The sequence below is a fragment of the Streptococcus sp. HMSC078D09 genome (assembly GCF_001813675.1).
Taxonomy (GTDB): Bacteria; Bacillota; Bacilli; order Lactobacillales; family Streptococcaceae; genus Streptococcus.
In genome coordinates this window covers 263,132-288,525 of record NZ_KV813650.1, presented here as the reverse complement: position 1 = coordinate 288,525, position 25,394 = coordinate 263,132, and the positions used below count along the sequence as shown (strand labels likewise).

The window sequence follows — 25,394 nt, the reverse complement described above, 5'->3', positions numbered from 1 at the left end:
TAAAAAGGGAGGAGACCTCAATGAATTATATCGTTATTTCACCATATTACCCACAAAACTTCCAACAATTTACAATTGAATTGGCTAATAAAGGGATTACTGTCTTGGGAATTGGTCAAGAGCCATATGAACAGTTAGATGAGCCTTTGCGCAACAGCTTAACAGAATATTTCCGTGTTGAAAATTTGGAAAATCTGGATGAAGTGAAGCGTGCGGTAGCCTTTCTCTTTTACAAACATGGTCCAATCGACCGTATCGAATCCCACAATGAATACTGGTTGGAATTGGATGCGGCGCTTCGGGAGCAATTCAATGTCTTCGGGGCTAAGCCAAAAGATCTGAAGAAAACCAAGTTCAAATCCGAAATGAAGAAACTCTTCAAGAAGGCTGGAGTCCCAGTCGTTCCGGGTGCTGTGGTTAAAACAGAAAAAGACATTGATAAGGCCGTGAAGAAGATTGGGTTGCCATTGATTGCCAAACCTGACAATGGAGTAGGAGCAGCGGCGACCTTTAAACTTGAAACACCAGAAGATGTAGATCATTTCAAGGCAGAATGGGATGGACATACGGAGTATTTCTTTGAGAAATTCGTCACTTCTAGTGAGATTTGTACCTTTGATGGTCTGGTCGATCGCGATGGTAATATTGTCTTCTCGACTACTTTTGACTATGCCTATACGCCACTCGATTTGATGCTCTACAAGATGGACAATTCTTATTATGTCCTCAAAGAGATGGATCCAATATTGCGTCAATACGGGGAAGCCATTGTCAAAGCTTTTGGCATGAAGGAACGTTTCTTCCACATTGAGTTCTTCCGCGATGGGGATGACTATATTGCGATAGAGTACAATAATCGCCCTGCAGGTGGCTTTACCATCGATGTCTACAACTACGCTCACTCGATTGATTTGTACCGTGGCTATGCCGCCATTGTAGCAGGAGAACCTTTCCCAGCTTCTGAGTTTGAGCCTCTTTATTGCTTGGCAACCTCTCGTCGTGCCAATGCAGCTTATGCTCTGTCAGAGGAAGAAGTTTTGGCTAAATACCATGATCAATTCCGTGTCAAGAAAGACATGCCAGCGGCCTTTGCGGAACTTCAGGGAGATTACCTCTATATGCTTACTACACCTAGTCGTGAAGAATTGGAACAAATGATTCATGACTTTGGCCAACGCCAATCATAAGATAACGACCGGTAGGATAGGATCCTATCGGTTTTTTTATATTTTAATGTAATCTTATGAAAGAAAAGTTTGTGAAATGGTTTATTTGAAGTTGAAAATGCTTATAAAACCTCCCTCCAAGGTATATAGTTTGTGAAATCATTTGAGCATTATTTTTGACAGTGCTTTCATATTTGGCTAGAATAAAAATGAATGAATAAATGCTAAGAAAGGCGAAATGATGGCAACATTAGATAAAAGTCTCTTATTGGAAATGTTCCGTAAAATGGAAGAAATCCGTCGCATGGACTTAAAAATTGCACAGTTAGTAAAAAAAGGGAAAGTGCCTGGTATGACGCACTTTTCTGTTGGGGAAGAAGCGGCTAACGTTGGAGCGATGTTGGCTTTAAACGACGATGATTTGCTGACATCTAACCACCGTGGACACGGACAAGCCATTGCTAAAGGAATCGATTTGAATGGCATGATGGCTGAAATCCTGGGGAAATATACGGGTACTTGTAAAGGGAAGGGTGGCTCCATGCATATCGCTGACCTCGATGCTGGTAACCTTGGTGCTAACGGGATCGTTGGTGGTGGTATGGGAATTGCAGTAGGTGCTGCCCTTACTCAACAAATGAAAAAGACTGGTAAGATTGTCGTCTGCTTCTTTGGGGACGGCGCAACCAACGAAGGTGTCTTCCACGAAGCGGTCAATATGGCTTCTATCTGGAATCTGCCAGTTATTTTCTACTGTATCAATAACGGTTACGGAATCTCAGCAGATATCAAGAAAATGACCAATGTGGAGCATATCCACGAGCGTAGTGCTGCTTACGGCATTCCTGGAATGTTTATTCCTGATGGGAACAACGTTATTGATGTCTATGAAGGATTTAAGAAGGCAGTCGATCACGTCCGCTCTGGTAAAGGCCCTGTCTTGATCGAGAGTGTCACCTATCGTTGGCTTGGTCACTCATCTTCAGACCCTGGTAAATACCGGACCCGTGAAGAAGTCGAAGAGTGGAAGAAGAAAGATCCAATCGAAAACCTTCGCAAGTATCTCCTTGAAAATGAGATTGCGAGCGCAGAAGAATTGGATCAGATCCAAGAAGAAGTAAAAGAAGCAGTTGAAGCTTCAGTGAAATTTGCGGAAGAAAGCCCATTCCCTCCACTCGAATCAGCTTTCGAAGATATTTACGCAGACTAAGGGGGAGTAGAGAATTATGGAAACTAAATTAATGTCTTTCCGCGATACCATTATCCTTGCTATGTCTGAGGAAATGCGTCGCGACGAAAATGTATTGTTGATGGGAGAAGATGTCGGAGTGTTCGGTGGAGACTTCGGGACTTCTGTAGGGATGCTGGAAGAGTTTGGTCCAGAACGTGTCCGTGACTGTCCGATTTCTGAGGCTGCAATTTCAGGTGCAGCAGCTGGTGCAGCCATGACTGGACTTCGCCCAATCGTTGATATGACCTTCATGGATTTCTCAGTAATTGCCATGGATGCTATTGTCAACCAAGCTGCTAAGACTCGCTACATGTTTGGCGGGAAAGGTCAAGTACCGATGACCATTCGCTGTGCTGCTGGGAATGGAGTTGGATCTGCAGCTCAACACTCCCAATCTTTGGAATCATGGTTTACTCATATTCCTGGTTTGAAAGTTGTTGCTCCTGGTACGCCAGCGGATATGAAGGGACTTCTCAAGTCATCTATCCGTGATAACAACCCCGTTATCATTCTGGAATACAAATCAGAATTCAACCAAAAAGGGGAAGTGCCTGTTGATCCGGACTACACGATTCCGCTTGGTGTCGGAGAAATCAAACGCGAAGGTACAGATGTCACTGTTGTAACCTACGGGAAAATGCTTCGTCGCGTGATGCAAGCTGCTGAAGAATTGGCAGAAGAAGGCATCTCAGTAGAAGTAGTAGACCCACGGACCTTGGTCCCACTCGATAAAGAGATCATCATTAATTCTGTCAAGAAAACAGGAAAAGTAGTCCTTGTCAATGATGCCCACAAAACAAGTGGCTATATTGGTGAAATTTCAGCTATTATTTCTGAATCAGAAGCATTTGATTACTTGGATGCACCAATCCGCCGTTGTGCGGGGGAAGATGTGCCAATGCCTTACGCACAAAACCTTGAAAATGCAATGATTCCAACAGTTGAAAGCATCAAAGATGCTATTCGTAAAACATATAACAAAGAATAATACATAACATAAATTATGTAATGTCATTTAAATTAGAGCACGGGCTAAAGTCTGGGTGAAAAAGAGAAACTTTCCTAGAAACTAAAGTTTCTTCGTCAAGTTTCCTATTTTCACTTTGACTTTTGACGCCCTTAGTATCTTATAACTGAATCCGGACGGAGGACTGTAAAAAAAAGATAGATTTCCTTGTGTTCATGGAACACAGCGTCAATCTCCTATTTTTTCTTTGTCCACTACGTCCTTGATATCTTAGTATAGAATAGGAGAGGTCATGGCTGATGATAAGCTAAGAGCGACTCCTGCGGCTAGAAAATTAGCGGATGATCTTGGGATCAACCTCTATGATGTTTCTGGTTCAGGCGCAAACGGTCGTGTCCACAAAGAAGACGTGGAAACCTATAAAGACACAAATGTGGTTCGCATTTCACCACTTGCAAAACGAATTGCTTTAGAACACAATATTGCTTGGCAAGAGATTCAAGGAACTGGTCATCGTGGTAAGATCATGAAGAAGGACGTCCTTGCTTTCCTTCCTGAAAATATTGAGAATGAGACCATTAAGTCACCTGCTGAAATCGAGAAGGTGGAGGAAGCTCCAGATAATATGACACCTTATGGTGAGATCGAGCGGATTCCGATGACACCAATGCGGAAGGTGATCGCTCAACGGATGGTGGAATCTTACTTGACAGCACCAACCTTTACTTTGAACTATGACATTGATATGTCTCAAATGTTGGCCCTTCGTAAGAAGGTTTTGGATCCAATCATGGAAGCAACTGGCAAGAAAGTCACTGTAACAGATTTGCTTTCTCTAGCAGTTGTTAAGACCTTGATGAAGCACCCATACATCAATGCGTCATTGACAGAAGATGGCAAAACCATCATCACTCATAACTATGTCAACTTAGCGATGGCGGTTGGGATGGACAATGGCTTGATGACTCCAGTTGTCTACAATGCTGAAAAGATGACCTTGTCAGAGTTGGTGGTAGCCTTCAAGGACGTTATCGGACGTACCTTGGATGGTAAGCTTGCTCCAAGTGAATTGCAAAACTCAACCTTTACCATCAGTAACTTAGGGATGTTTGGTGTTCAATCATTTGGACCGATTATCAACCAACCAAACTCTGCCATCCTTGGAGTTAGTGCAACGGTTGAAAAACCAGTTGTTGTGAATGGTGAAATTGTCATTCGTCCAATCATGAGCTTGGGCTTGACCATTGACCACCGCGTTGTCGATGGAATGGCTGGTGCCAAATTCATGAAAGACTTGAAAGCCTTGATTGAAGACCCGATTTCAATGTTGGTCTAATCAACGAGAGAGAATAGAAGCAAGAAAAAGAGGGAAATAAAATGGCCTTAGAAGTAATTATGCCAAAAGCCGGCGTAGATATGACCGAAGGACAAATCGTTCAGTGGAATAAAAAAGTCGGCGAATTTGTAAAAGAAGGAGAAGTTCTCCTTGAAATCATGACAGACAAAGTCAGCATGGAGTTGGAAGCGGAAGAAGATGGGTACTTGATCGCTATCCTGAAAGGGGATGGAGAAACTGTTCCTGTAACAGAAGTAATCGGTTATCTTGGTGAAGAAGGGGAAAACATCCCAACAGCTGGAGGAGCAGCACCAGAAGCGAGTCCAGCACCAGCTGCAGCAAGTGCTTCAAACGATGACAATAAGAGTGATGATGCCTATGATATCGTAGTGATCGGTGGGGGCCCTGCTGGTTATGTATCTGCCATTAAGGCAGCTCAATTAGGTGGTAAGGTCGCTCTCGTTGAGAAATCTGAACTTGGTGGAACGTGCTTGAACCGCGGATGTATCCCAACTAAGACTTACCTCCACAACGCTGAAATTATTGAAAATATTGGGCATGCGGCAAACCGTGGTATTATCATTGAAAATCCAAGTTTCTCAGTAGATATGGATAAGGTACTTGAAACCAAGAACAAGGTCGTAAATACCTTGGTTGGTGGTGTTGCAGGGCTTCTTCGCAGCTACGGAGTGGATGTTCACAAGGGTATCGGTACCATTACGAAAGATAAGAATGTCTTGGTAAATGGTTCTGAATTGCTTGAAACGAAGAAGATCATCCTTGCTGGTGGTTCAAAAGTAAGTAAAATCAACGTTCCTGGTATGGAATCATCCCTTGTCATGACCAGTGACGATATTCTTGAAATGAATGAAGTTCCAGAAAGCCTTGTCATCATCGGTGGTGGTGTTGTCGGGATCGAACTTGGTCAAGCCTTCATGACCTTTGGTTCAAAAGTAACAGTCATCGAAATGATGGACCGCATCGTTCCAGCTATGGATGCGGAAGTATCTAAGAACCTTCGTTTGATTCTTGAACGCAAGGGGATGACCATCTTGACCGATACAAAACTGCAAGAAATCATTGAAGAAGACGGAAAACTCCGTATCAAGGTTGAAGGCAAAGATGATATCATTGCTAACAAAGCTCTTCTATCAATCGGACGTGTTCCAGACCTTGAAGGTATCGGTGAAGTCGAGTTTGAATTGGATCGTGGACGGATCAAGGTCAATGAATACATGGAAACATCTGTTCCAGGCATCTATGCGCCAGGCGATATCAACGGTACCAAGATGTTGGCTCACGCTGCCTTCCGTATGGGTGAAGTAGCGGCTGAAAATGCTCTTAAGGGAAATCATGCTGTTGCAAAATTGAACTTGACTCCTGCAGCGATCTACACCCTTCCAGAAGTTGCAGCTGTTGGTTTGACAGAAGAACAAGCTCGTGAGAAATATGATGTCCAAATCGGTAAATTCAACTTTGCGGCTAACGGACGTGCCATTGCATCAGATGCGGCTCAAGGATTTGTAAAAGTAATTGCAGACAAGAAATATGGTGAAGTTCTTGGGGTTCACATTATTGGTCCAGCAGCAGCTGAATTGATCAACGAAGCTTCTACTATCATTGAGATGGAAATCACTGTAGAAGAAATGCTCAAGACCATCCATGGGCACCCAACCTTCTCAGAAGTGATGTACGAAGCTTTTGCGGATGTACTTGGAATGGCCATCCATTCACCTAAGAAGAAATAATATCATTCTTTCAATTAGATTTTCTTAAAGTAGTACGGACGGCAGCGACCTCTATTAGAGTTCCATGCCTAAAAATTGAGCCACTTGTCTCAATTTTTCCGAGAAATGTAACGATAACTCGTTACATTTCTTTTTACTACTTCAGAAAATTAAGTGAAATTCAACTATTTCTGTCTAATGCTCATCCTGCTATGAGTAGGATTTATAAAACGAATTTTTTGGAATTACTATGAAATACATTATCAATCATTCAAACGACACTGCTTTTAATATTGCTTTAGAGGAATATGCTTTTAAACACCTTTTGGACGAGGATCAAATCTTCCTTCTTTGGATTAACAAACCATCGATCATTGTGGGCCGTCACCAAAATACCATCGAGGAAATTAACCGTGACTATGTTCGTGAAAATGGAATTGAAGTAGTCCGTCGAATCAGTGGTGGTGGAGCTGTTTACCATGATTTGAACAACCTTAACTATACCATCATTTCAAAAGAAGATGAAAACAAGGCCTTTGACTTCAAGAGCTTCTCTACTCCAGTGATCAATACTTTGGCTGAACTTGGTGTTAAAGCTGAATTTACAGGCCGTAACGACTTAGAAATCGACGGCAAGAAATTCTGTGGCAATGCCCAAGCCTATATCAATGGTCGGATCATGCATCATGGTTGTCTTCTCTTTGACGTGGATTTGTCTGTCCTTGCTAATGCGCTTAAGGTATCTAAGGACAAATTTGAGTCTAAAGGGGTTAAATCCGTTCGTGCTCGTGTGACCAATATCATCGATGAGTTGCCAGAAAAGATCACTGTTGAAGAATTCCGTGATTTACTCTTGGAATACATGAAAAAAGAATACCCTGAGATGACTGAGTATGTATTCTCAGATGAAGAATTAGCTGAAATCAATCGCATCAAAGAAACTAAGTTTGGAACTTGGGACTGGAACTATGGTAAATCACCAGAGTATAACGTCCGTCGTGGAACTAAATTCCCAAGTGGTAAGGTTGAAATCTTTGCGAATGTTATTGAGTCAAAAATTCAAGATATCAAGATTTACGGTGACTTTTTCGGTATCGAAGATGTTGCAGCAGTAGAAGATGTCCTTCGTGGTGTCAAATACGAACGCGAAGACGTTCTTAAAGCCCTACAAACCATTAACCTAGGTCGTTACTTCGCAGGAATCACTGCAGAAGAAATTGCTGAAGCAGTGGTTGAATAAAGTAAAAGATATCCATTTAACATGGATATCTTTTATCTTAAACTTGATATTCGAAAACCATGAGTGTACAATATAGAGGAAATCTGAACACAAAAGGGGATTATATTCGATGATGAAAGTTCCAGTTGAAAATCTTGGTCTATTTGAACAATTAGATCGTATAGTAGTGGCTTTTTTTAGCAAACAACAACCTTCCAGTCCTTATGATTTGAATGTCAGTATTACACAAGAACACCTTGACCAGAAAAAGCAAGAGCTCGAACCATTAGGCTATCAAGCTGTCCAACTACCATTAGGAATGGCTTTAGATAATATCATCCAGCAACCTCATTATCAAAATTTAATCATTGGTGGACTTGCTCCCGACGAAATTATAGTCAGCAAAGAAGAATTAATGCCTTTGAAAGATATCGTGGATAGCTTTTGTATTATGTACGCTGCAGCGAATAACAGATTGGAAAATAGTAAAGCTTATGAATTAATGAAAAATAAGACGGTTTATTTTATTGGTAAACTATTTACAGATTTTCCAAAAGCCGGTGATGAGATTGCTTATTTAGGAATTGATCGAATAGCGAGCGATGGTACACCATATGAAGCTGTTAAATGCTTTTTAACTAAAGAAAGTGCAGAGAAGTACAATGGTGAGAAAAGACCTGTCACTCCTGCAAACCTGGCTTATCTAAAATCATTTTGGGGAAAACCAGTCATTATTGAGCCACACCGTAATTATTGGATCGAATTTTTATAGAAAGTATAAAAGAGCGTAAGATTCTATAAGAAATCTACGCTCTTTTTAACTCTAAAAACTACATAATTTAAGTTATGTAGTTTTATAAACTATCCAAAGCATTTTTCTGCTCATCATTAACGATATGCGTATACAAGTCTGTAACTTGTGTGCTAGCATGTCCCAGCTGGTGGCTGACCAAAACCTGTGATTTGGTTGCATCATAGAGACGGGTTGCTAATGTATGGCGAAGTTTATGGGGTGTCACGCGGACTTTGAAGTCTTCTGAATACTTGGCGACCATCTTTTCAACGCTAGAAGCATCAATTCGGTTTGGAACACCTCGATACAAGGTCAGAAAGAGGGCTGTATCAGTCTTTTCAGTCTTGTAACGTTTGTCTCGAATAGCAAGATATTGCTCCAGATAAGGCTTAGCAAAGGCAGCAACATTGACTGAGTCACGTTTCCCACCTTTTCGAGTAACATCAATCACCATCATCTTAAGATTGAGGTCACGAAGGTCCAAGTTGACTGCCTCAGATAAACGGACACCAGATGCAAGAAGGAGTGCGATAATGGCTAAATCTCGCTCTTTATTCTTATTAAAGGAAGATAAGGCGCGATTTGAGAGTGTTTTAGGGTATTCCTCATCGATATAATTCAAAAATCCCTCAGTTTCATCCCCTAAAAAGAGCTTTTGTTTGATATTTTCAGCACGAGCCGCCAAGGTTTCTTTCTTTTTCTTGGTAGCAACCTTCTTCATAACGTTGCGGTAGAAATACGGTTCGCCTTGCTCGTTTTCAACTTCCTCGGTCAAATACTTATAGAGACTAGATAGTGCAGAAAGGGTACGGTTAATGGTTGTTTGAGAAACCCCGTTTTTTGTTGTATTGGCATTGAGCAGAGGGCGTTCACGTAAGTAAAGAATAAAGGATTCCATGTCTTTCTTGGTCATGTGCTCCAGAACGTCTAAGGGGATCTCGGCCATGGTGTCAGCATCTGATATACCAGATTCCAAGACCCAGGTGAAAAATCGATCGTATTCCTTTAAGTATTCGTACAAGGTTGTAAAACTGTAGGGAACAGCCAATTTTGATTGATAATATTCCAATACATACCAGGGCATGACTTGTTTGAGTTTATCAATCCGTTCTAATAAGATCTCGCGTTTCATGTTTTTCTCCAAATCTTTCTATACTAGTAGTATAGCATAGCTAGATATATTTTTCAAGAAAATTATAGTTTTTCGGAAAGATGTTATAGGGTTTATATAGGACTGTTTTGTATCCAAAAAGATAACCAAAAAAATTTTTTAAGCCAATTATACTCAATTATGTACTTTATTTAAGTGAACACTGGAATTTTTTACTACTCTCAATTCAGTTGAAAATGTACTTTATTTAAGTGAAAACTAAAAAATTTTCAAATGTACATTTTGACAATAAAAAAACACTCTAATATCAATTTAATGAAATTTAGAGTGTTTTTATTTATCTATATTTTTTCAAACTGTACAAAGTGTTCTTGCTTTCTTCTGTGGCCTTTGCAAATGGAACACGACCTTTTATTGCGTTTTTTGTATGCCATTCTTTCTTTTACTTGAATTTTGTAACGGTGATTAAGATTTTCTTGACATATCCACCATACAGGCAGAATACTCAACTCTGTAATTTCAGTTGGACTTACTATCAAGGAGTTATTTAGATAATCCCACTCATTCATTAGACTTTGTTGCGTTGTTGCTAAATCGTTAAATCCTTTTAATACTTTTTGATTTCTACAGTATGGACAAGAATTTTCTCTGTAAAATTTTTCTTTAATAACTTTCTGATATTCTCCAGTACATACAGGGCATTTCCACCATGCATTATATGTTGAATTTGCCCTTACTGAAGACATTTCTTGTTTATTTAATGATGACCATTCTTTAATTAACCAAGGATGTGTTGTTTCAAGATCATTATAACCTTTTGCAGTCTTCTTAAAAGAACAATATGGACAACATTGGTCGTTTTTGTGGCGATCAGAAATTTTTGCTTTAAAACTTCTGTGACATTTTCGACAAATCCAATTGGTTAAAGCATTTGAATTATAAAAGAAGGTATCAATATCACCATTCAGTTCTTTTACCCATTCATTGTTTAAGTACGGTTTAACATAGCTTAGTGTTTCATTTGGTTTAGGAATTTTTTTATTACAGTAAGGACATATAGAATTGAGACTATTAGAATTATTGTTTGTAAACACACCTAGAACAATCCCTAATCTCTCCTGAAATTCTAAATCACAACAATCACAAATCCAATTAAATATTTTATTCTCGGTTTCTGACGATTTCGTCACCTCATCAGGTTTTTCTACATTCTTGCTACTCCAAAGGTCACACAACTCAGGATAAGTATCTGCAATTGTATTATAACCTTTTAATGCTTGTTCATCATTACAATATGGACAGCTATCTATTACTTCTTTTCTTATTGGAATTGAACAAAGGTATTCACCTTGACAAACAGAACACTTCCACCAATATTTTTTTGTTTCGATGTGGCTCAATGCTAAATGAACAGGCAATCCATTTTTATCGCTCCATTCTTCCTGTAATTTTGGGAAATTATAGAGTATATCATTGTTAAAAACAAGTGTATCCCAATCACAACGATTAGGACAAGTTTGAAAATTACTATTCTCTAAGTCGGTTCTTAAAATCATTTCAATTGGACTACAATAAAAACTGACTTTGCAGCAAGGGCATTTCCAATTTATGCATTTAGAAGACTTATACCAGTATTCAGAAATAGGTTTATCATTACTTTTATCCCAAAATTTCTCTAAATAAGGATGAGTTTCTTGTAAAGTATTATATCCTTTTAACATCAATTTATTATCACAATAAGGGCAGCCTTCAAGATGCCTTTTGACAACACTACATTCATATTGACCATGACATTTAAAACACTGCCATCTTACTAAGATGTTGGATAAACTATCAATCATATTACTTTTTACATGAGTTGGAATAAATTGCTTAAAAAGATTTCTATCTGTATGTAATAGGGGGTTCGCTTTCACTTTAATTGGGGTATCGAATGTAGCTTTACAGTTAGTACAATAGAAACTATATCTTTTGATTCTTGAAATTAGCTGATCAATAGACAACTTAAAGATATGGTCACATTTGTCGCATTTCCAATTTCTAGGGATTGTAACATTGTCACTTAACTTCAAATCATTAAACTCTACATCGTTTTGCTCCCCTGGAAGATAAATTTTCCGAAGATTAGGGTATGCTTTAGTGTAAGGTACAAAATGTGTACTTTCATTACATCCGACATGAACAAGCTCTTGATTATGTTTATTGATTAATTTAGAAGTGTTTGCTACATCTTTCCAACCAACATGACAGGTAGGACATTTGAAGTGAAATAACCTCTTTGAAGAAAAAGATAAATTATCAATCTCTTCCTGAATGGTTTCTATATTTTCATAATGAAAGTTTATGTACCTTAGAAAGTTAGGAATCCTTGCAGATATAGAGTTTTCCCCTTTTATGAACACTTTTCCAAGCTCACATACAGGACAGATTTTTGAATGATTTTGAATATTCTTATAAGATTTTGATGTACTTGCTTTCCATTCATAAGAACAGGTAGGACATTTCCAGTTAATGTGTTTTTTACTGGTAATTGTTATTTTTTCTACATCTATTTTGATATTCTTGTCAAAGTCCCAATAGTTCAATAAGGCTGGAAAATCAGTGATTAAGTCTGACATTTTCTCCTCCTAATACTTAGTCTTGTTATCCAGTAAGTCTTTTATTTCCAAAATCTTACTTTTGCTTGTTTGCTTTTCAGTATGAGTATGTTTTTCAAAAGATATTTTTGTGTCTGAAGTAATAACATTCTCACTAAGATACTTCTTAGTTACTAGTTGCTGATCAGATTTTAACAAGCCCTCTTCTTTTAACAATTCATTCGCAATATCAGGATACAAACTAGTTTTAAGAAGATTCCTTAACTTTTTGTTTTCCTCTAATAATTCTTTGTTTAACGCTGTCTGCTCCTTTATTTCAGCATTCTTTTCATTAAGTTGTGCTACCTCATTTTTCAACTCTGAAACTCTTGTTTTGAGCTTACTGGCTTCTTCCTTATATTCTATTGCTGCATCAACAACTCTTTTATAATAATTGTTAAGTTCCATCAATGCTGATTTGATTGCTTTAGGGGTTCTATTGGTCATTAAGAAACGTTCTACATCTAGAGTTTTATACGTTATAACTGTTTGATAAGTGTCGTCTTCAAATAGTTCCAATCTATCATTAAGGGCTTGTCTAAATTCTTTGTTTCTTCTAATCGTTGTGTCTGCAACCTGCGGAAATCCGTTGCTTCTAAGGTAATTTCCAAACTGTGGAATTTTGAATAGTCTAGGATTATTCGAACAATGTTCCAGTAAATAATGTTCAAATAATAATAGCAATTCTTGATTATCAATATACTTCTTTCTAGCCATTTGAGAACTCCTGTAAGGATAAATGTTTTTCAGTTAGATATTCTTGATAAGAATGACTAACTGTTTTAAGTTTTAATAATGCCTCACCAATATCTTCTATATTCCCCTTTCCTTGTCGAACTCTTTTTATAGCCTCATCTACAATTAAAGCTTCCTCGTCGATTGATTTCTTAAAGGATTTATCCATAGAGAAATAATCTTTTCCAGCTTTTCTGTAAAATGGACAACTAGTACAAGCACCAAGCTCTGCATGTGAGCTAATGACTTTAAGACAGTCTGAATAATCACCTTCCGCAAATCGAGGTGAATAACATCTGCCCTTATTATCAAGAGGAACATAGTTTTTATTAATGGTGTATTTATGTTGAGTTTTACTTATAGCGTAAGACGTTTGAGAGTTTGTTAATTTACGATAAAGCTGATAGCTCCTACATTCAATAAACTGACTCAGATTTGAAAAATAATGTGAAGATGTTGTGATACTATCATGTCCAGCTAAGAGCATTGCTGTTACTGGACTAGCTCCTTCTGCTATCAAATTGATCATTGCAATGTGTCTAGTATCTCCAATATGAATGAAATTAATCTCATGATCGTCTAATTGCTTTGGGGAATTGATATGATGGACAAAATACCCATACTGTTGAGATACAATCTCATTAAAGAAATATTTTAAAATTGTATTTAAGTTACTGTATGTCAAGAAACGGTTTTTAGTACCAGAAATACGTTTCCATTTCCGATAATGAGAGTCTGTCACAAATAGAGTATCCAACTGAGTAGATGATAAATCTTTGGTTAGTTCTAAATAATTTAAAATCTCACTCGCAAGCTTAAATGGTACTTCGTAAGTTGTTAAATAATAATCCTCTGAAATTTTATGGGATACTCCCTTGTCTTTTCCTTTTAAGTTATTTCGTCTGAGAGTTAAGTAATATTTTCCGTCTTTTTCTGTGAGACAATTTCTCTGAGTGAGCAAAAACTCCCTTGGTCTAAGTGGTACTACTGCTGTTATTTGCCACCATAAGTAAAGAGGGTAGTAAAACAATCTTTCCTCATCTAATAATGATTTAACCCAATAGTCGTTTAAAATATCATTAAATAAAAAATAGGATTGAAATTGGGCTAACTTTCGCTGTTTTTTAGTGTTCAGTTGATAACTAACATTTAAAAGTTCGTCTAGTTGCTCAATCAGTTGGGTTAATTCGTTACTCTCTAAACATGGTAGTGTAGAAAGAAAATCTATACATACTGAGGGGTTGGAAATCTTCATATTTGCTAATGAGAAGACTTCGTTCACTTTTAGTTCTTTGACTAATTTCTTTATATCTCTTAAAAAGGCTTGGAGAGTGATTAAAACATGATGCTCCATAGATAGCACTAAAAAACTCTTTAAGTAGGTAAGAAAATCATCAAAAGATAATTGAAATACTTGTTCATAAAATCTTTTATATCGGAATTTATTCAAGTTAAAAACGAAGCTTACATTAGAATATTCATTAGTTGTAACCCATTTATTCTCTTCAAAATTGGTGGTTAATATAATCCCTTTTTCAACATAATCTTGAAAACATTCTTTTGCGCTTTCAATCATATTATCATCAAACAGGATAATTTCATTTACTTTACGAAATAATTTTGATTGATTATTCAACTGACTAACTCCTTAATAATATCCTCATAATCAGACAATACAGCTTCACCATATTGTTCTGATAAAGCTCCTAACATTTCTGTAAGGCATGGTTTAATCTGTTTTTCTAAAATTGCTCTAACTTTACCTCTCTCAAGGTCATTTGTTAGTTTAGAGTATTGCTTGTTAAGCCGATTAAACTCACCGATTAACAAAAGCAAAGTAGATTTTGTCTGCAATTCATACTGGCAACCTACACAATGTTGACGGTCATCATAGGGGCATAGTTTCCCTAACGCAGATAAGAGACACATACTTTCTCCCTGCTTAGAGAAAGCCTCTCCGTTGCCAATTCGATGACAGATTGTCAGTAATTGTTCAGGTTCAACGTTGTTTTCAACTAGAGTTTTTAAAGCTTGTTGAGAACGCAAATCAGCCCTAATGCTCAATTCTAACGTTTTCTCAATTTCTACTGGTGTTAGATCTAAACTTTTAATCATTTGAGTTTGTTGGCTTGGACTTAATTCTTTATACTTTCCTCTAGTTACAATGGTCAAGAGCATAGACGGAATCATGGATAATACGCCTCGCTCAAATAGTTCTTTTGCAACCATTTCAGGTTTTAGTTGTCCAAGTTGGGCATCTTTTAGATACGTTGTTGTAGTTTGCGCAAATTCATTAAAATTACCTTTATGGCTACGAGCTAATGCTGCTAAAAAATAACCTTTAATATTCAGTTCTGACTTTTCTTCAAGAACGTCATCTGCTAACATTGCGACAGATTGTAAGTAAGACTTGTTTGCAGAACGACTACTAAAGTTACGCTCTAAAAATAAATTTCCGATTTCCTCCCCCATATAACTAGTAATCTTTTCATAAGTTTTAATTCGTCTGATTAATGGGTTTTCTGCATTGTATGGTATTTGAAGTTGAAAATGTGCTTCACAGATAGCCAATAACGTTCCAATAAGAACCTGACAACTTTCTGGGACGTGAAACTTTAGCTGAGTAACGTTAGAAGCGTTTTTTGTTTTATTAGGTGTTAAGTTTAAATAAGTCAATCTTGTTGTAATACTTAGTAAAGTCCTTCTAGCTTCACTACTACTCCAAGTTCCATCTACTACTGCTTCTAAAACTTCTAATGGTTCTCTTGTTAATTTAGGATGTCCTAATCTTTCCAAGTCTGTTGATCTTAGTGCGCAAATAAAATGTAACCCTAGATACAACCATGTATCTGCATAGTTTTTTGAATTTGCTGCTTTACAAAACATATCATTTTTTATGATGTAGTCCTCGTTGAATAGGTAGTACATTAATTCAAGGTATTCATCTAATTCATACGCTCCATTTGCACTCTCAATCGTGTAACGCTTCGTCATTTCAAAACTCACTCGATAACGAGTAACACCTTTATTGAGTAGCCATTTAATAAATTGAATGAGATTATCACCTAGATATTTTGTGAGAACTTTTGTTGCTACTTCTACTAAGGTCTCCACTTCAGCATCACTATATAGAAACAAATCTTTTGTTAAGTAGTATGCTAAAAAATCAAGTAGATAGAAACGATTTGTTTCACTCAGTTTTTCTTCTTCAGCAAATTGAACGAATAATTCATTTGTAGGAGGGAATTTTTTTGAAAAGATTCCTTCCATACTCTTAATTCCAGGAGGTGTTGTTAGATAGTCTTTGATGTGATTTTTAAGAACTTCAGCATCTTTTTCCGTAATAGTATAATCATCAAGATTTATAGACACACCAAACCAATCATTGTCTAGTAAAAATCCACTGACTTTCTCACGGTGTTTTATTGTAGCATCACCTAACTCGACTAATATTCTTTCAAGATAACTTTTTAAATCTACTACCAACAGCTACTCCTTCTAGTGTTCACCAAATAATTTTTCTGCTTGCCAGTTCATATAATCAAAAACACCATTGTTCACCTGACCATACTGTTTTGCAATTTCTCCTTTATTTTGTAAATATACCCAAGCACTTTCTGGTGAATTGTCCCCTCTAGCGGACATCAGCTCACTAACTTCATTAACGCCTGACAACACTAATTGAGTGGTGTACCAGTGCCTAAAGATATGGGGTGAAATATTATTTTCTTGCAAGAGTTGACCAAAAAAGACAACCTCTGGGTCATCAGATTTAAGAAATATTGGGATCATTTCTTCGCGAATAATCTTACGAAATCGTTGATAGTACACATCGTATGATAATGCTTTACCCTGCTTGTTAAGGTTTAATGGACCAAAATCTTTCTCATACCTTTTACCCTCTAGATAACTCATATAGTCATTATAAGTGTCTAAAAAGACCTCCAAGAAGATATAAGGTACAGCTTGAAGTCTTTCCTTTTTAATTCGTCCAGTTGGCTTTAAATCACTTCTAAGGGGCATTTCTTTTCGCAGATCAATCTCAATCTTAAATACTTGATTATCACTTTGGTGAAATAAGATACCTGCTCCCAAAGGACTATCTTCACGTCTTACATTACATGCTTCTGATGGTCTCAAACCAACAAATGCTCCCAAAGCAACAACCATAAGTAAATCCTTGTGATATTGAGCAATGTGAGCAAAGAGCATTTCAAAGGCGCTGTTTGGCATATCTCTAAAAATTGACTTCTGTGCGTTGCTATCATCAACAAATATCTCAAAATTCAGTTCTTTCCGTTTAATGACTCTACCTCGTCTATTAGTGAATGTATTGATAGAATAAAGGTCTTCTGGCTTCAAATTAGCCTTTCCTTTTCGTTCATTCAAGTATAGAGTTAAAAAATCAAGAACTGCATTTACACATTTTTCGACTGTACTTTTCTTTCTATTTTTTCTATCTTCTGGAAGTTGTCCTAAACCATAAAGCATAAAAAACTCCTTGACCATTTCTAAAGTTAGTTGATCAAGATTGTTAACCCCAACTGTTCCGTAGATAAAATTCAAAAACTTAACAACGTATGAAAATCGTTTGTTTCCATCGTCTGAAATAGATTTAATCTTTGTGGCAGATTTTACATATCTATGAAAATCAGTGAATTGTAATGTACCATCATCATGTTTGAGTGCAATCAATTGCTTTGTAACGATATTATTATCACCTAGAATTAGCGAATGTTTATATACAACAAATCTCATGTTATCTCCTTGTTTATTATGACTGAAGGTTCTGACTGTGTTTTATGATGTCAATACACAAAAAAACGATCAAATCAGTACCATTTTCCTTTGTGCTCTAAACTGCATAAAGGGAATATCGATGAGTACTTTCATTGATCGTTATTATTATTTAAATTAATTCAATAATAAAAGTAACTTCATCTAAGTAATAAGAGCAATTTATTAGCTCAGCAACAACGATAACCACAGCAACTCCTTCTAAACGATGAAAGGAATATCCGCCGTGGCTATCTATTTACTTTTTTTCTTTTACTTCTGTAAGTTACTTTTGTTATTTTTACTTTTTCTGTATTATATCATATTTTGATTAAATTGTCATCTAAGAAAGTGATTTTAAAAAAACTGGAAATTTTTTCAATTGTATATTTTGACAATAAAAAACACTTTTATATCAATTTAATGATTTTAGAGCGTTTTATAAAATTATACTATAAAATGAAAGAGAATTACACACTCAACTCAAACAACTTATAAAACTCACCTCTCCTATCCATCAAATCACTGAAAGAACCATCTTCAACAATAACGCCATCTTTCATAAAGAGAATTCTATCGTATTTTTTCAAAATGTTCTCATTCAACTTGTGGGTTACTACAAGTGCAGTCAAATTTTTAATATCCAAGATTGAACTTTCAATTTCAGTAGTTACTTGATTATCCAAAGATGAAGTAGCCTCATCCAATAATAAGATTGGTGTTTTTCGAATCAAGGCGCGCGCAATACTAACTCTTTGTTTTTGTCCGCCAGATAAATTTGATCCATTCTCTCCACATAAAGCTTGTAGACCTAATTCATTTTCTAAAACATAACTTTCTAAACCTGACTGCTGTACAGCTTTCTTTATTTCCTCATCAGTGAAGGATTGATTAAGAGTAATATTTGCTCTTAAAGTATCATCAAAGATATAAATATCTTGCTGAACAATCGTCATCAAGTTATAAAGACTCTCTGCTGAAATAGCTTGTATATCTTGATTATCAATTGAAATATGTCCACTTGTTACATCATAAAAACGCAGCAATAGATTGAGCAAAGTTGATTTTCCACTCCCTGACATTCCTACAATTGCAATTTTTTCCCCTTTTTGAATCTTCAAAGATAAATGATTAAAAATTTTTTCTTCAGCATTAGGGTAAGAAAAGTCTATATTTGAAAAAGAAATGACATCATCGAAATATTCTTTCGTTTCACCAGTCTGAAGTCCAATTACATCTTTTACCTCAAATGCATTAAGTGTTGCTTGCCCTTCACGAAATTTACTCATTCCCATACCAATTTCATTTAGTGGCATTACTACAAAATTGACTAGTTGAACAATAGCTGTCACACTCCCAATTGTGGTAGAACCATTAAATACGAGGTACATCCCTCCACCAAAAGCTACCAAAAAAACAATCATCCCTGAAAGCTGTGAAATAACATTTGCTAAAACATCAAATTTTCCTTTTATAAAATATATCTCATCCAATTTTTCGCTTTCATAACTATAATCCTCACAGATAGCATCTTTCACATTAAAACTTTTAATAACAAGAAATCCTGCTAAAATATCTTTAACCTTAGCTAAATACTTCTGATCTGCAATCATGGCACTCTTTTGAAGATAAGCTGATTTTTGTCCAATGAATCCAGAAATCATCATTGGAATAATGCTAGCAATGATAACCAATAAGGTCAAATACCAATTACCTATAAACATAGCTAGGAGCGAAAAAATCATTAAGGAAAGGTTTTTTGAAATATTAAAATACTGGTGTAGATAATCTTGCTCAATTTTCTTCATATTTTCGGTTAATACAGAAATAAATTTCCCTGATTTTTCTTTAGAAAAGTCTCTATAATCCCTATCTAAAATAGATTGGAACACCTTATTTTTGTATCTTGACATGATTTGCCTAACAAGTTTATTTTTCAATCGAAGAGATATAAAGTTGAGCCCTGCATATATGAGAATAACAATAGCTCCTACTAGTACCGCTTGAGTTAAGGCTTCTTTATTTTGAGACATGCCACTATCAATAATACCTTTAATAGAATAAGCAAAAGCAATATTAGTTAAAGGGACCAGTATATTAAATATCATGAAAGCATAAAAAGCCTTCTGATGGTTCTTTATCAATTGTTTCATCCTTAATCTACCTCATAATTCTTAATTTAATTTAGAAAATGTGACATAAAATATTCTTCTAAGTCAATATTCTCTCTCCTAATCTCTTTCATAGAGACCTGTTCTACAATTTTTCCATTTTTGATAAAACCAATTTTATCTGCTATCTGTGAAATTTCCGATAATATATGACTCGATATTAGTATTGTAATTCCATGCTCCTTAGAAAGCGACAACAAAAGATTTCGAATTTCTTGAATTCCTATTGGATCTAAACCATTGATTGGCTCATCTAAAATTAACAATTTAGGTTTTGTTAGAAAGGCACGAGCTAAACCAAGCCTTTGCCTCATTCCTAACGAAAAATCTTTTACTTTTTTAGTCGTATTTTTTAATCCGACCATTCTTAAGGCTCTTATTATATCTGATTCAGTAATAGTTTTCCCCATATACTGAGCGTGAATTTCCAAAATTTCTTTTGCAGTGCAGTTATCATAAAAAATTGGTGATTCAATAATACTTCCAATCTGACTTAGGATTTCTTCTCTGTGTTCTTGTAGATTTTTCCCAAAAATTTCAATACTACCTGATGTAATTGTTGATAAGGATAACATACATTTCATTAACGTTGTTTTTCCAGCACCATTCGGTCCTAGAAAACCATAGATTTCTCCTTCAGCAATTTGAAGGTTGATACCACTTAAAATTTCTTCTTTATCAATTGTTTTAAAAACTTCTTTTATTTCAACAATATTTCTCATTTCTATCTCTCTTTCTATATCCAGTTTTAAATGCAAGAATTTTTCTCCCAGAGCATAAATACTAATTTATACAGTCTCTTTTTTTATAGAAATCATTAAGGAATTATCACTTTCCTTCAATTAAACTTAGGTATGCTACTTGATACTAATATCTTGTCTTGAAATATTAAAAATTGAAAATGAAGTAATCATTAAACTTATGAAACTTGCAAATATCAAAAAGAATAAGTTATCAGCAATATTATTAGATAAACTTCCTGGACTTACATTTGAAAGTAATGCTGCTAAACCAAGTCCTGAAAGCATTGTTATAGCTGTTGAATGTTTAATCATACCTAAAACAAATGGTAGTAACCCTATTAGTACTGTTGCAAACGTTATTCCAGCCAAGTTAATTAATTGACTAGCTAGAGGGATATAACTAGATTCAGTTACAACAGCCATGAATCTAATGAATAATTGAGTCACTAAATGTGCAGAAAAATGGGCAATAAATGCTATTAGAATGACTGAAAGAATTTTTCCCCAAAGTAACTTTATTTTAGAAATAGGGTAAGAAAACAACTGAAAAATTGTTCTTCGTTTAAATTCATCAATAATAATCGTAGATAATAAATAAGATTCGAAAATCAAAAATGCTGCTTTTGTAAATAAAGATGAAAACAATGAAGCTACAATTGCCCAACCTTCCCATTTACCAGTAATTCTAATAACATTAGAATCCTGTCCAGTAAATTCTCCTAGTTTATTGTCAGTACCTAAACCCATAATAATGATTGCTGTAATACCTAACACTATAAATATAGTACACAACCAGGCTAAAAATAATTTAGATTTAGAAACTTTATTTAATTCAATTTTAATAAGCGACAACATAGATTATTTCCTCCAAAGCGTAAATAAAGAATAAACTATTCAGACTAATCTCGACAAATATTTAAAAATAAGCTTATTTTACAGACAATGGCACCATACATACTATCGGTATGTATATACTAAAAACAAACATACCCTCGGTATGTATAATAGATTTTTAATAACACACTTAAAGTATGTTATTTTTTAACTATAAATTATGTAAGATAATTTATTGAATTGATAACACATAAATAGAAATTAGTATTAACATGAATGTCATGCGACTACTTATTTACTATTTTTTTAAGCGATCAAATAAGTTGAAAATCACCTCCATCATTTCATCAGAAATTAACTGTACCCCTAGACCTTCAAAAGTAAGTTTAATGAAATTCATTTTACGCTTTAATTCTACTAATGAAAAAACGGAAATTTGAAAACCAATCCAAATATTTAGAGATAAAACAATTAAATCTGCTAGCTCTTCTGGATATTCTGTTTTAATAGACCCATCTTCAACTCCTTCGTAAACCTTTTCTCTAATTTCGGGTAAAAAATCAGAAAATAGACCTAGATACTGCTCTCCCAATAAGCGTGGACTTCTTAGCATGATTGAGGCAGAGTAAACGAGCCTTTGGTGTTCAAAATTAGAGAAAGAGTCCATCAAAGAATTTTGTATCTTTTCTAATCCAGTATTTCCTCTCCAATTATAATTTAAAATTTCTTGATTATTTTCGCTAATGATTGTTTGCAGTATATCATATTTAGACTCAAAATGATGATAGATAACACCTTTTGTTAATCCACCTAATCCATCTATGATATCTTGTATTGATGTATTATCAAATCCTTTTTCTAAAAATAGATTTTTAGAGACCTCTAGTATTTTTTTTCTAGTTTCATGTGAGTTTCTATTCCTTGCCATTTTTGTTCCTTTCTATCATACCGATGGTATGTAATTCTATTGTAGTGGAAGTAACTAATAATGTCAAGTTCTTTATTGGAAAATGCAAAAAAAGCCTTATAATCAAGGCTTTTATATACTTTCAAAAATAATCCTAATAAATTTCCATTCAACTTCATCTAAGCATCTTTTCAAAAAAATAAATTGACAATCTCATCTTCCGAAAATCCTAGCTCACCTAGATTTTCAAACAAAATTTTCACTAGCTTGTTCGATTCTTGATATCTTAACTCCTTTATTTCTTGCTCGCTTGCTATGACAAAATATCCTAATGTTCCACAGCTAATAACCAAATTCTGTTCTTCGAGAACTTTCATTGCTTTTTGGATTGTTGCTGGATTACACTTCTCATTTTCTGCTAAACTCCTTATCGAAGGAATTTTTTGTCCAAGCACATAATCACCTCTTAAAATAGTTGTTCTTAATTTTGATGCAATCTGTAAATATAGATGGGGTTTCATTTAATCTTTTTATTTTCCTTCCCCCTAACAATCTTCCAATATGCAGAGTATGGAATTACTGTAGCCAGTAGAAGATAATATTTATTTGCAAACATATCTGCAACACCTTTTGCATTGAAATGGATAGGAACTTCCTCTGGGAGAAAACTACAAATAACAACTATTATGACTGTCATCCCTAGCAACACCAAAATATCTTTTGTCAGTCTGTTTTTCATCTTATTTTCCTCCTTTAACTAGATAAAATTCGACTTGCTCATTGTTATATAAACACCCATTGTAATAACCAATAAAACTACTGATACTACCTGCAAAACAAATGTAATCGGAATATTTAACACCCAATTAAGAAAAATAGGCGTAATAAGTACAATCATACCAATAATTCCAGTCACAATAACAGGTAGACTTTGTTTGACGACTATCATCTCACTGTCCCAATCATAGTTAGGATATTTTTTATTTAATGAAATTCCGATTACCGTTATAAAAAGGGAGTAACATATAGGAACAATAACTAGATTCATAACTTGAATAGGATTCATATCAAGTTTCAGCATAAATACTGATACAGAAATCATATATCCAATCAAATGAAGTGTAAGGTTGACAGCTATCTTAGCATTTAAAATCATTTTTATCTCAACCGGAGAACTTTTCAAAATCCAAATATTTTTACCTTCTAAAGATATAGATGAAGCTGCTGGACAACTGAGTGAAAGCATAGATGCAATAAAGACGGGAGCTAAGTTTGAAAGATACTCATTTATATTTTCAATTCCTGCAGAATTTCCTATTTGACCTACAGAATTAAACAGGAAACATATACTAAAGACACATAAAAGAATCACTCCAAGCCCAGCATTCAAGACTGCCATATAAGAACTTAAAAATCGTCCAAGCTCTTTTTGATACAAGGCAAAAAATACCGATTTTCTTTCATAAGATACTTTGTCATTAGCATAACTTGATTTTGTATTGGCAAGTGTATTAAGTAGTCCATACTTCAACGAAGCAATTTTGACAAATAGATAAAAGACGACTATTGAAAGAACTATATAAAATCCCATCCCATAGTACATTGGAAAATTGTAGTATGACATAAATAGTCTAGAAATTGGATACAGTCCAGTAATTTGCTTAGCCAGAGTAACCCCAATACTACTTTCATCACCTGATTGCAAAGCTGATAATGCAAAATATCCAATTATACCTAGCATCGCAAATGAAAAAATAAGAGAGATAACATTTTTTCTTTTAAAAAAAGATGAAGCGACAACAATAACGAGTCCCATGCATGCCGCTATACACATGGGGATCAAAGGGGCAAAAAATATAGAAGTAAAATACAATATAATCTGTAGGAGGTTTAAACTTCCGTTCAAGCCCCATACAATTCCACCCGGAAGCATAAACATCAAGCCTATTAAAAAATTCAATAAGTACATAAACATGAACTTGCTGGTGATAATATACGAACTTTTAACAGGTAAGGATTGGAGAATTTCCATATCTCGACTGCCAAATAAAATGCCATTCGAATAAAAAACTGTCAAAAATAATATCGAAAAACTTGAGACAGAGACCATATATGCCGGAATCAAGTTTTGTTGTCCAACTTGTACCAATGTTTTAGCTGTTAGGATATTATAAAAAAAGCAAAATAAGGCAAGAGTTACTATGCCAAAACTCGCAATAGCCATTGAACTTTGTTTTTTATTTCCCGTCTCTCTAATCTGGTTAATGGGAAAAAAATTTATCAATTGTGCTCTAATTAGTATCCAAATGTTACTCATTGCCCTGCACCTCCATGAAAAATGCTTCCAATGATTCATTACCTTTGATATCTCCTGTATTACCACTTGCAACTAACTTTCCATTTTTGATAATGGCAATCTTATTACATAATTTTTCCGCAACATCCAATACATGGGTTGAAAAGAAAATAGCACCTCCATCTGAAACACACTCATGCATAATTTTCTTTAGTAGGAAAGTTGCTTTGGGATCTAGCCCAACAAAAGGTTCATCTAAAATCAATAGTTTGGGAGAATGTACAAGTGCAGAAATAATGGCTGTTCGTTGCTTCATACCATGTGAATATGAAGAAATTATCCCCGAAAGATGCTCAGTCATATCAAATAAATCACCGTAATTTTGGATTCTCTCCCTGCGTATTTTTGTAGGAATTTCAAACAGGTCAGCAATGAAATTAATATATTGAAGTCCTGTCATATGTTCATACAAATCTGGATTATCTGGGATATACGCCATCATTTTTTTACAAATAACAGGTTCTTCTTTAATAGAATGACCGTTGATAATTATACTTCCGTCTTCAAAATCATGGATACCGACAACTGCCTTTATCGTTGTCGTTTTTCCCGCACCATTTGCTCCAATAAAACCATAAATATCTCCAGGCTGTACTGAAATAGATAGGTTATCCACAACCTTCTTATCCCCATAACTTTTACTAAAATTCTTTATCTCTAACATATTTTCACCTCTATTGACAATT

At 35.2% G+C, this 25,394-nt stretch carries 21 protein-coding genes; 7 read left to right on the top strand and 14 right to left on the bottom strand.

The features are described from left to right. Positions 1-20: 20 nt before the first annotated feature. From HMPREF2926_RS01440 to HMPREF2926_RS01410, 7 genes are all read left to right on the top strand, one after another. Positions 21-1,187 carry an ATP-grasp domain-containing protein gene (locus HMPREF2926_RS01440; RefSeq protein ID WP_049507790.1) on the top strand — a complete coding sequence of 389 codons (1,167 nt, stop codon included), beginning with the start codon at positions 21-23 and terminating at the stop codon, positions 1,185-1,187. Between the two features lie 220 nt (positions 1,188-1,407). After that, positions 1,408-2,376, top strand: coding sequence for a thiamine pyrophosphate-dependent dehydrogenase E1 component subunit alpha (locus HMPREF2926_RS01435; RefSeq protein WP_070586245.1), 969 nt, complete (start codon positions 1,408-1,410; stop codon positions 2,374-2,376). Positions 2,377-2,392: 16 nt separating this feature from the next. Beyond that, positions 2,393-3,385, top strand: a complete 993-nt coding sequence (locus tag HMPREF2926_RS01430; RefSeq protein ID WP_003011072.1) for an alpha-ketoacid dehydrogenase subunit beta — start codon at positions 2,393-2,395, stop codon at positions 3,383-3,385. Between the two features lie 271 nt (positions 3,386-3,656). Continuing rightward, a complete protein-coding gene (locus HMPREF2926_RS01425) occupies positions 3,657-4,700 on the top strand; it encodes a dihydrolipoamide acetyltransferase (RefSeq protein ID WP_003007379.1) in 1,044 nt (347 codons plus the stop codon). A gap of 41 nt (positions 4,701-4,741) precedes the next feature. After that, positions 4,742-6,448 (top strand): dihydrolipoyl dehydrogenase, encoded by a 1,707-nt coding sequence (lpdA, locus tag HMPREF2926_RS01420; RefSeq protein WP_070586213.1) that lies wholly within the window; start codon positions 4,742-4,744, stop codon positions 6,446-6,448. A gap of 229 nt (positions 6,449-6,677) precedes the next feature. Further along, positions 6,678-7,667, top strand: a complete 990-nt coding sequence (locus tag HMPREF2926_RS01415; protein ID WP_006145561.1) for a lipoate--protein ligase — start codon at positions 6,678-6,680, stop codon at positions 7,665-7,667. A 109-nt stretch (positions 7,668-7,776) separates the two neighbouring features. Further along, on the top strand, positions 7,777-8,418 hold the full coding sequence (locus HMPREF2926_RS01410) for a hypothetical protein (protein ID WP_070586212.1): 642 nt from the start codon (positions 7,777-7,779) through the stop codon (positions 8,416-8,418). Between the two features lie 82 nt (positions 8,419-8,500). On the opposite strand, the gene xerS is transcribed toward HMPREF2926_RS01410, so the two are convergent. From xerS to HMPREF2926_RS01340, 14 genes are all read right to left on the bottom strand, one after another. After that, positions 8,501-9,571, bottom strand: a complete 1,071-nt coding sequence (gene xerS / locus HMPREF2926_RS01405; RefSeq protein ID WP_049498823.1) for a tyrosine recombinase XerS — start codon at positions 9,569-9,571, stop codon at positions 8,501-8,503. Between the two features lie 320 nt (positions 9,572-9,891). Then, positions 9,892-12,168, bottom strand: a complete 2,277-nt coding sequence (locus tag HMPREF2926_RS01400; protein WP_070586211.1) for a zinc-ribbon domain-containing protein — start codon at positions 12,166-12,168, stop codon at positions 9,892-9,894. 9 nt (positions 12,169-12,177) lie between these two features. Beyond that, positions 12,178-12,903, bottom strand: a complete 726-nt coding sequence (locus HMPREF2926_RS01395; protein ID WP_003007349.1) for an MreC domain-containing protein — start codon at positions 12,901-12,903, stop codon at positions 12,178-12,180. Beyond that, on the bottom strand, positions 12,896-14,557 hold the full coding sequence (locus HMPREF2926_RS01390; RefSeq protein WP_070586210.1) for a hypothetical protein: 1,662 nt from the start codon (positions 14,555-14,557) through the stop codon (positions 12,896-12,898). Before HMPREF2926_RS01390 ends, HMPREF2926_RS01395 begins: the two co-directional genes overlap by 8 nt. After that, positions 14,554-16,407 (bottom strand): hypothetical protein, encoded by a 1,854-nt coding sequence (locus tag HMPREF2926_RS01385; RefSeq protein ID WP_070586209.1) that lies wholly within the window; start codon positions 16,405-16,407, stop codon positions 14,554-14,556. Before HMPREF2926_RS01385 ends, HMPREF2926_RS01390 begins: the two co-directional genes overlap by 4 nt. Before the next feature lie 12 nt (positions 16,408-16,419). Continuing rightward, complete coding sequence (locus HMPREF2926_RS01380) at positions 16,420-17,679, bottom strand: site-specific integrase (RefSeq protein ID WP_037600646.1); 1,260 nt, start codon at positions 17,677-17,679, stop codon at positions 16,420-16,422. Between the two features lie 488 nt (positions 17,680-18,167). Beyond that, positions 18,168-19,850 carry an ABC transporter ATP-binding protein gene (locus tag HMPREF2926_RS01375; protein WP_046165602.1) on the bottom strand — a complete coding sequence of 561 codons (1,683 nt, stop codon included), beginning with the start codon at positions 19,848-19,850 and terminating at the stop codon, positions 18,168-18,170. Positions 19,851-19,876: 26 nt separating this feature from the next. Then, entirely contained in the window at positions 19,877-20,590 is a 714-nt protein-coding gene (locus HMPREF2926_RS01370) for an ABC transporter ATP-binding protein (RefSeq protein ID WP_009664206.1), read from the bottom strand. A 135-nt stretch (positions 20,591-20,725) separates the two neighbouring features. Next, positions 20,726-21,466 (bottom strand): ABC transporter permease, encoded by a 741-nt coding sequence (locus tag HMPREF2926_RS01365; protein WP_009664163.1) that lies wholly within the window; start codon positions 21,464-21,466, stop codon positions 20,726-20,728. 277 nt (positions 21,467-21,743) lie between these two features. Further along, positions 21,744-22,373, bottom strand: a complete 630-nt coding sequence (locus HMPREF2926_RS01360) for a TetR/AcrR family transcriptional regulator (protein WP_009664054.1) — start codon at positions 22,371-22,373, stop codon at positions 21,744-21,746. Between the two features lie 170 nt (positions 22,374-22,543). Continuing rightward, positions 22,544-22,873, bottom strand: coding sequence for a GntR family transcriptional regulator (locus HMPREF2926_RS01355; RefSeq protein ID WP_035620602.1), 330 nt, complete (start codon positions 22,871-22,873; stop codon positions 22,544-22,546). Further along, positions 22,870-23,091: a DUF1648 domain-containing protein gene (locus tag HMPREF2926_RS01350; RefSeq protein WP_009664127.1), complete on the bottom strand. Its 222-nt coding sequence runs from the start codon at positions 23,089-23,091 to the stop codon at positions 22,870-22,872. Before HMPREF2926_RS01350 ends, HMPREF2926_RS01355 begins: the two co-directional genes overlap by 4 nt. Positions 23,092-23,109: 18 nt before the next feature. Then, the gene (locus HMPREF2926_RS01345; RefSeq protein WP_009664211.1) at positions 23,110-24,669 is read right to left on the bottom strand and encodes an ABC transporter permease; all 1,560 of its coding nucleotides are present in this window, start codon (positions 24,667-24,669) and stop codon (positions 23,110-23,112) included. Then, positions 24,662-25,372, bottom strand: a complete 711-nt coding sequence (locus HMPREF2926_RS01340) for an ABC transporter ATP-binding protein (RefSeq protein WP_009664098.1) — start codon at positions 25,370-25,372, stop codon at positions 24,662-24,664. The genes HMPREF2926_RS01345 and HMPREF2926_RS01340 overlap by 8 nt, the downstream gene beginning before the upstream one ends. Positions 25,373-25,394 lie beyond the last annotated feature (22 nt).

What these genes read in the sequence shown, in the direction of transcription:
- HMPREF2926_RS01410 (WP_070586212.1), top strand. Translation starts at nt 7,777, where the DNA reads ATGATGAAAGTTCCAGTTGAAAATCTTGGTCTATTTGAACAATTAGAT.
- HMPREF2926_RS01435 (WP_070586245.1), top strand. Translation starts at nt 1,408, where the DNA reads ATGGCAACATTAGATAAAAGTCTCTTATTGGAAATGTTCCGTAAAATG.
- HMPREF2926_RS01355 (WP_035620602.1), bottom strand. Translation starts at nt 22,873, where the DNA reads ATGAAACCCCATCTATATTTACAGATTGCATCAAAATTAAGAACAACT.
- HMPREF2926_RS01425 (WP_003007379.1), top strand. Translation starts at nt 3,657, where the DNA reads ATGGCTGATGATAAGCTAAGAGCGACTCCTGCGGCTAGAAAATTAGCG.
- HMPREF2926_RS01400 (WP_070586211.1), bottom strand. Translation starts at nt 12,168, where the DNA reads ATGTCAGACTTAATCACTGATTTTCCAGCCTTATTGAACTATTGGGAC.
- HMPREF2926_RS01370 (WP_009664206.1), bottom strand. Translation starts at nt 20,590, where the DNA reads ATGAGAAATATTGTTGAAATAAAAGAAGTTTTTAAAACAATTGATAAA.
- HMPREF2926_RS01345 (WP_009664211.1), bottom strand. Translation starts at nt 24,669, where the DNA reads ATGAGTAACATTTGGATACTAATTAGAGCACAATTGATAAATTTTTTT.
- HMPREF2926_RS01380 (WP_037600646.1), bottom strand. Translation starts at nt 17,679, where the DNA reads ATGAGATTTGTTGTATATAAACATTCGCTAATTCTAGGTGATAATAAT.
- lpdA (WP_070586213.1), top strand. Translation starts at nt 4,742, where the DNA reads ATGGCCTTAGAAGTAATTATGCCAAAAGCCGGCGTAGATATGACCGAA.
- HMPREF2926_RS01360 (WP_009664054.1), bottom strand. Translation starts at nt 22,373, where the DNA reads ATGGCAAGGAATAGAAACTCACATGAAACTAGAAAAAAAATACTAGAG.
- HMPREF2926_RS01415 (WP_006145561.1), top strand. Translation starts at nt 6,678, where the DNA reads ATGAAATACATTATCAATCATTCAAACGACACTGCTTTTAATATTGCT.
- xerS (WP_049498823.1), bottom strand. Translation starts at nt 9,571, where the DNA reads ATGAAACGCGAGATCTTATTAGAACGGATTGATAAACTCAAACAAGTC.
- HMPREF2926_RS01350 (WP_009664127.1), bottom strand. Translation starts at nt 23,091, where the DNA reads ATGAAAAACAGACTGACAAAAGATATTTTGGTGTTGCTAGGGATGACA.
- HMPREF2926_RS01340 (WP_009664098.1), bottom strand. Translation starts at nt 25,372, where the DNA reads ATGTTAGAGATAAAGAATTTTAGTAAAAGTTATGGGGATAAGAAGGTT.
- HMPREF2926_RS01365 (WP_009664163.1), bottom strand. Translation starts at nt 21,466, where the DNA reads ATGTTGTCGCTTATTAAAATTGAATTAAATAAAGTTTCTAAATCTAAA.
- HMPREF2926_RS01375 (WP_046165602.1), bottom strand. Translation starts at nt 19,850, where the DNA reads ATGAAACAATTGATAAAGAACCATCAGAAGGCTTTTTATGCTTTCATG.
- HMPREF2926_RS01395 (WP_003007349.1), bottom strand. Translation starts at nt 12,903, where the DNA reads ATGGCTAGAAAGAAGTATATTGATAATCAAGAATTGCTATTATTATTT.
- HMPREF2926_RS01430 (WP_003011072.1), top strand. Translation starts at nt 2,393, where the DNA reads ATGGAAACTAAATTAATGTCTTTCCGCGATACCATTATCCTTGCTATG.
- HMPREF2926_RS01440 (WP_049507790.1), top strand. Translation starts at nt 21, where the DNA reads ATGAATTATATCGTTATTTCACCATATTACCCACAAAACTTCCAACAA.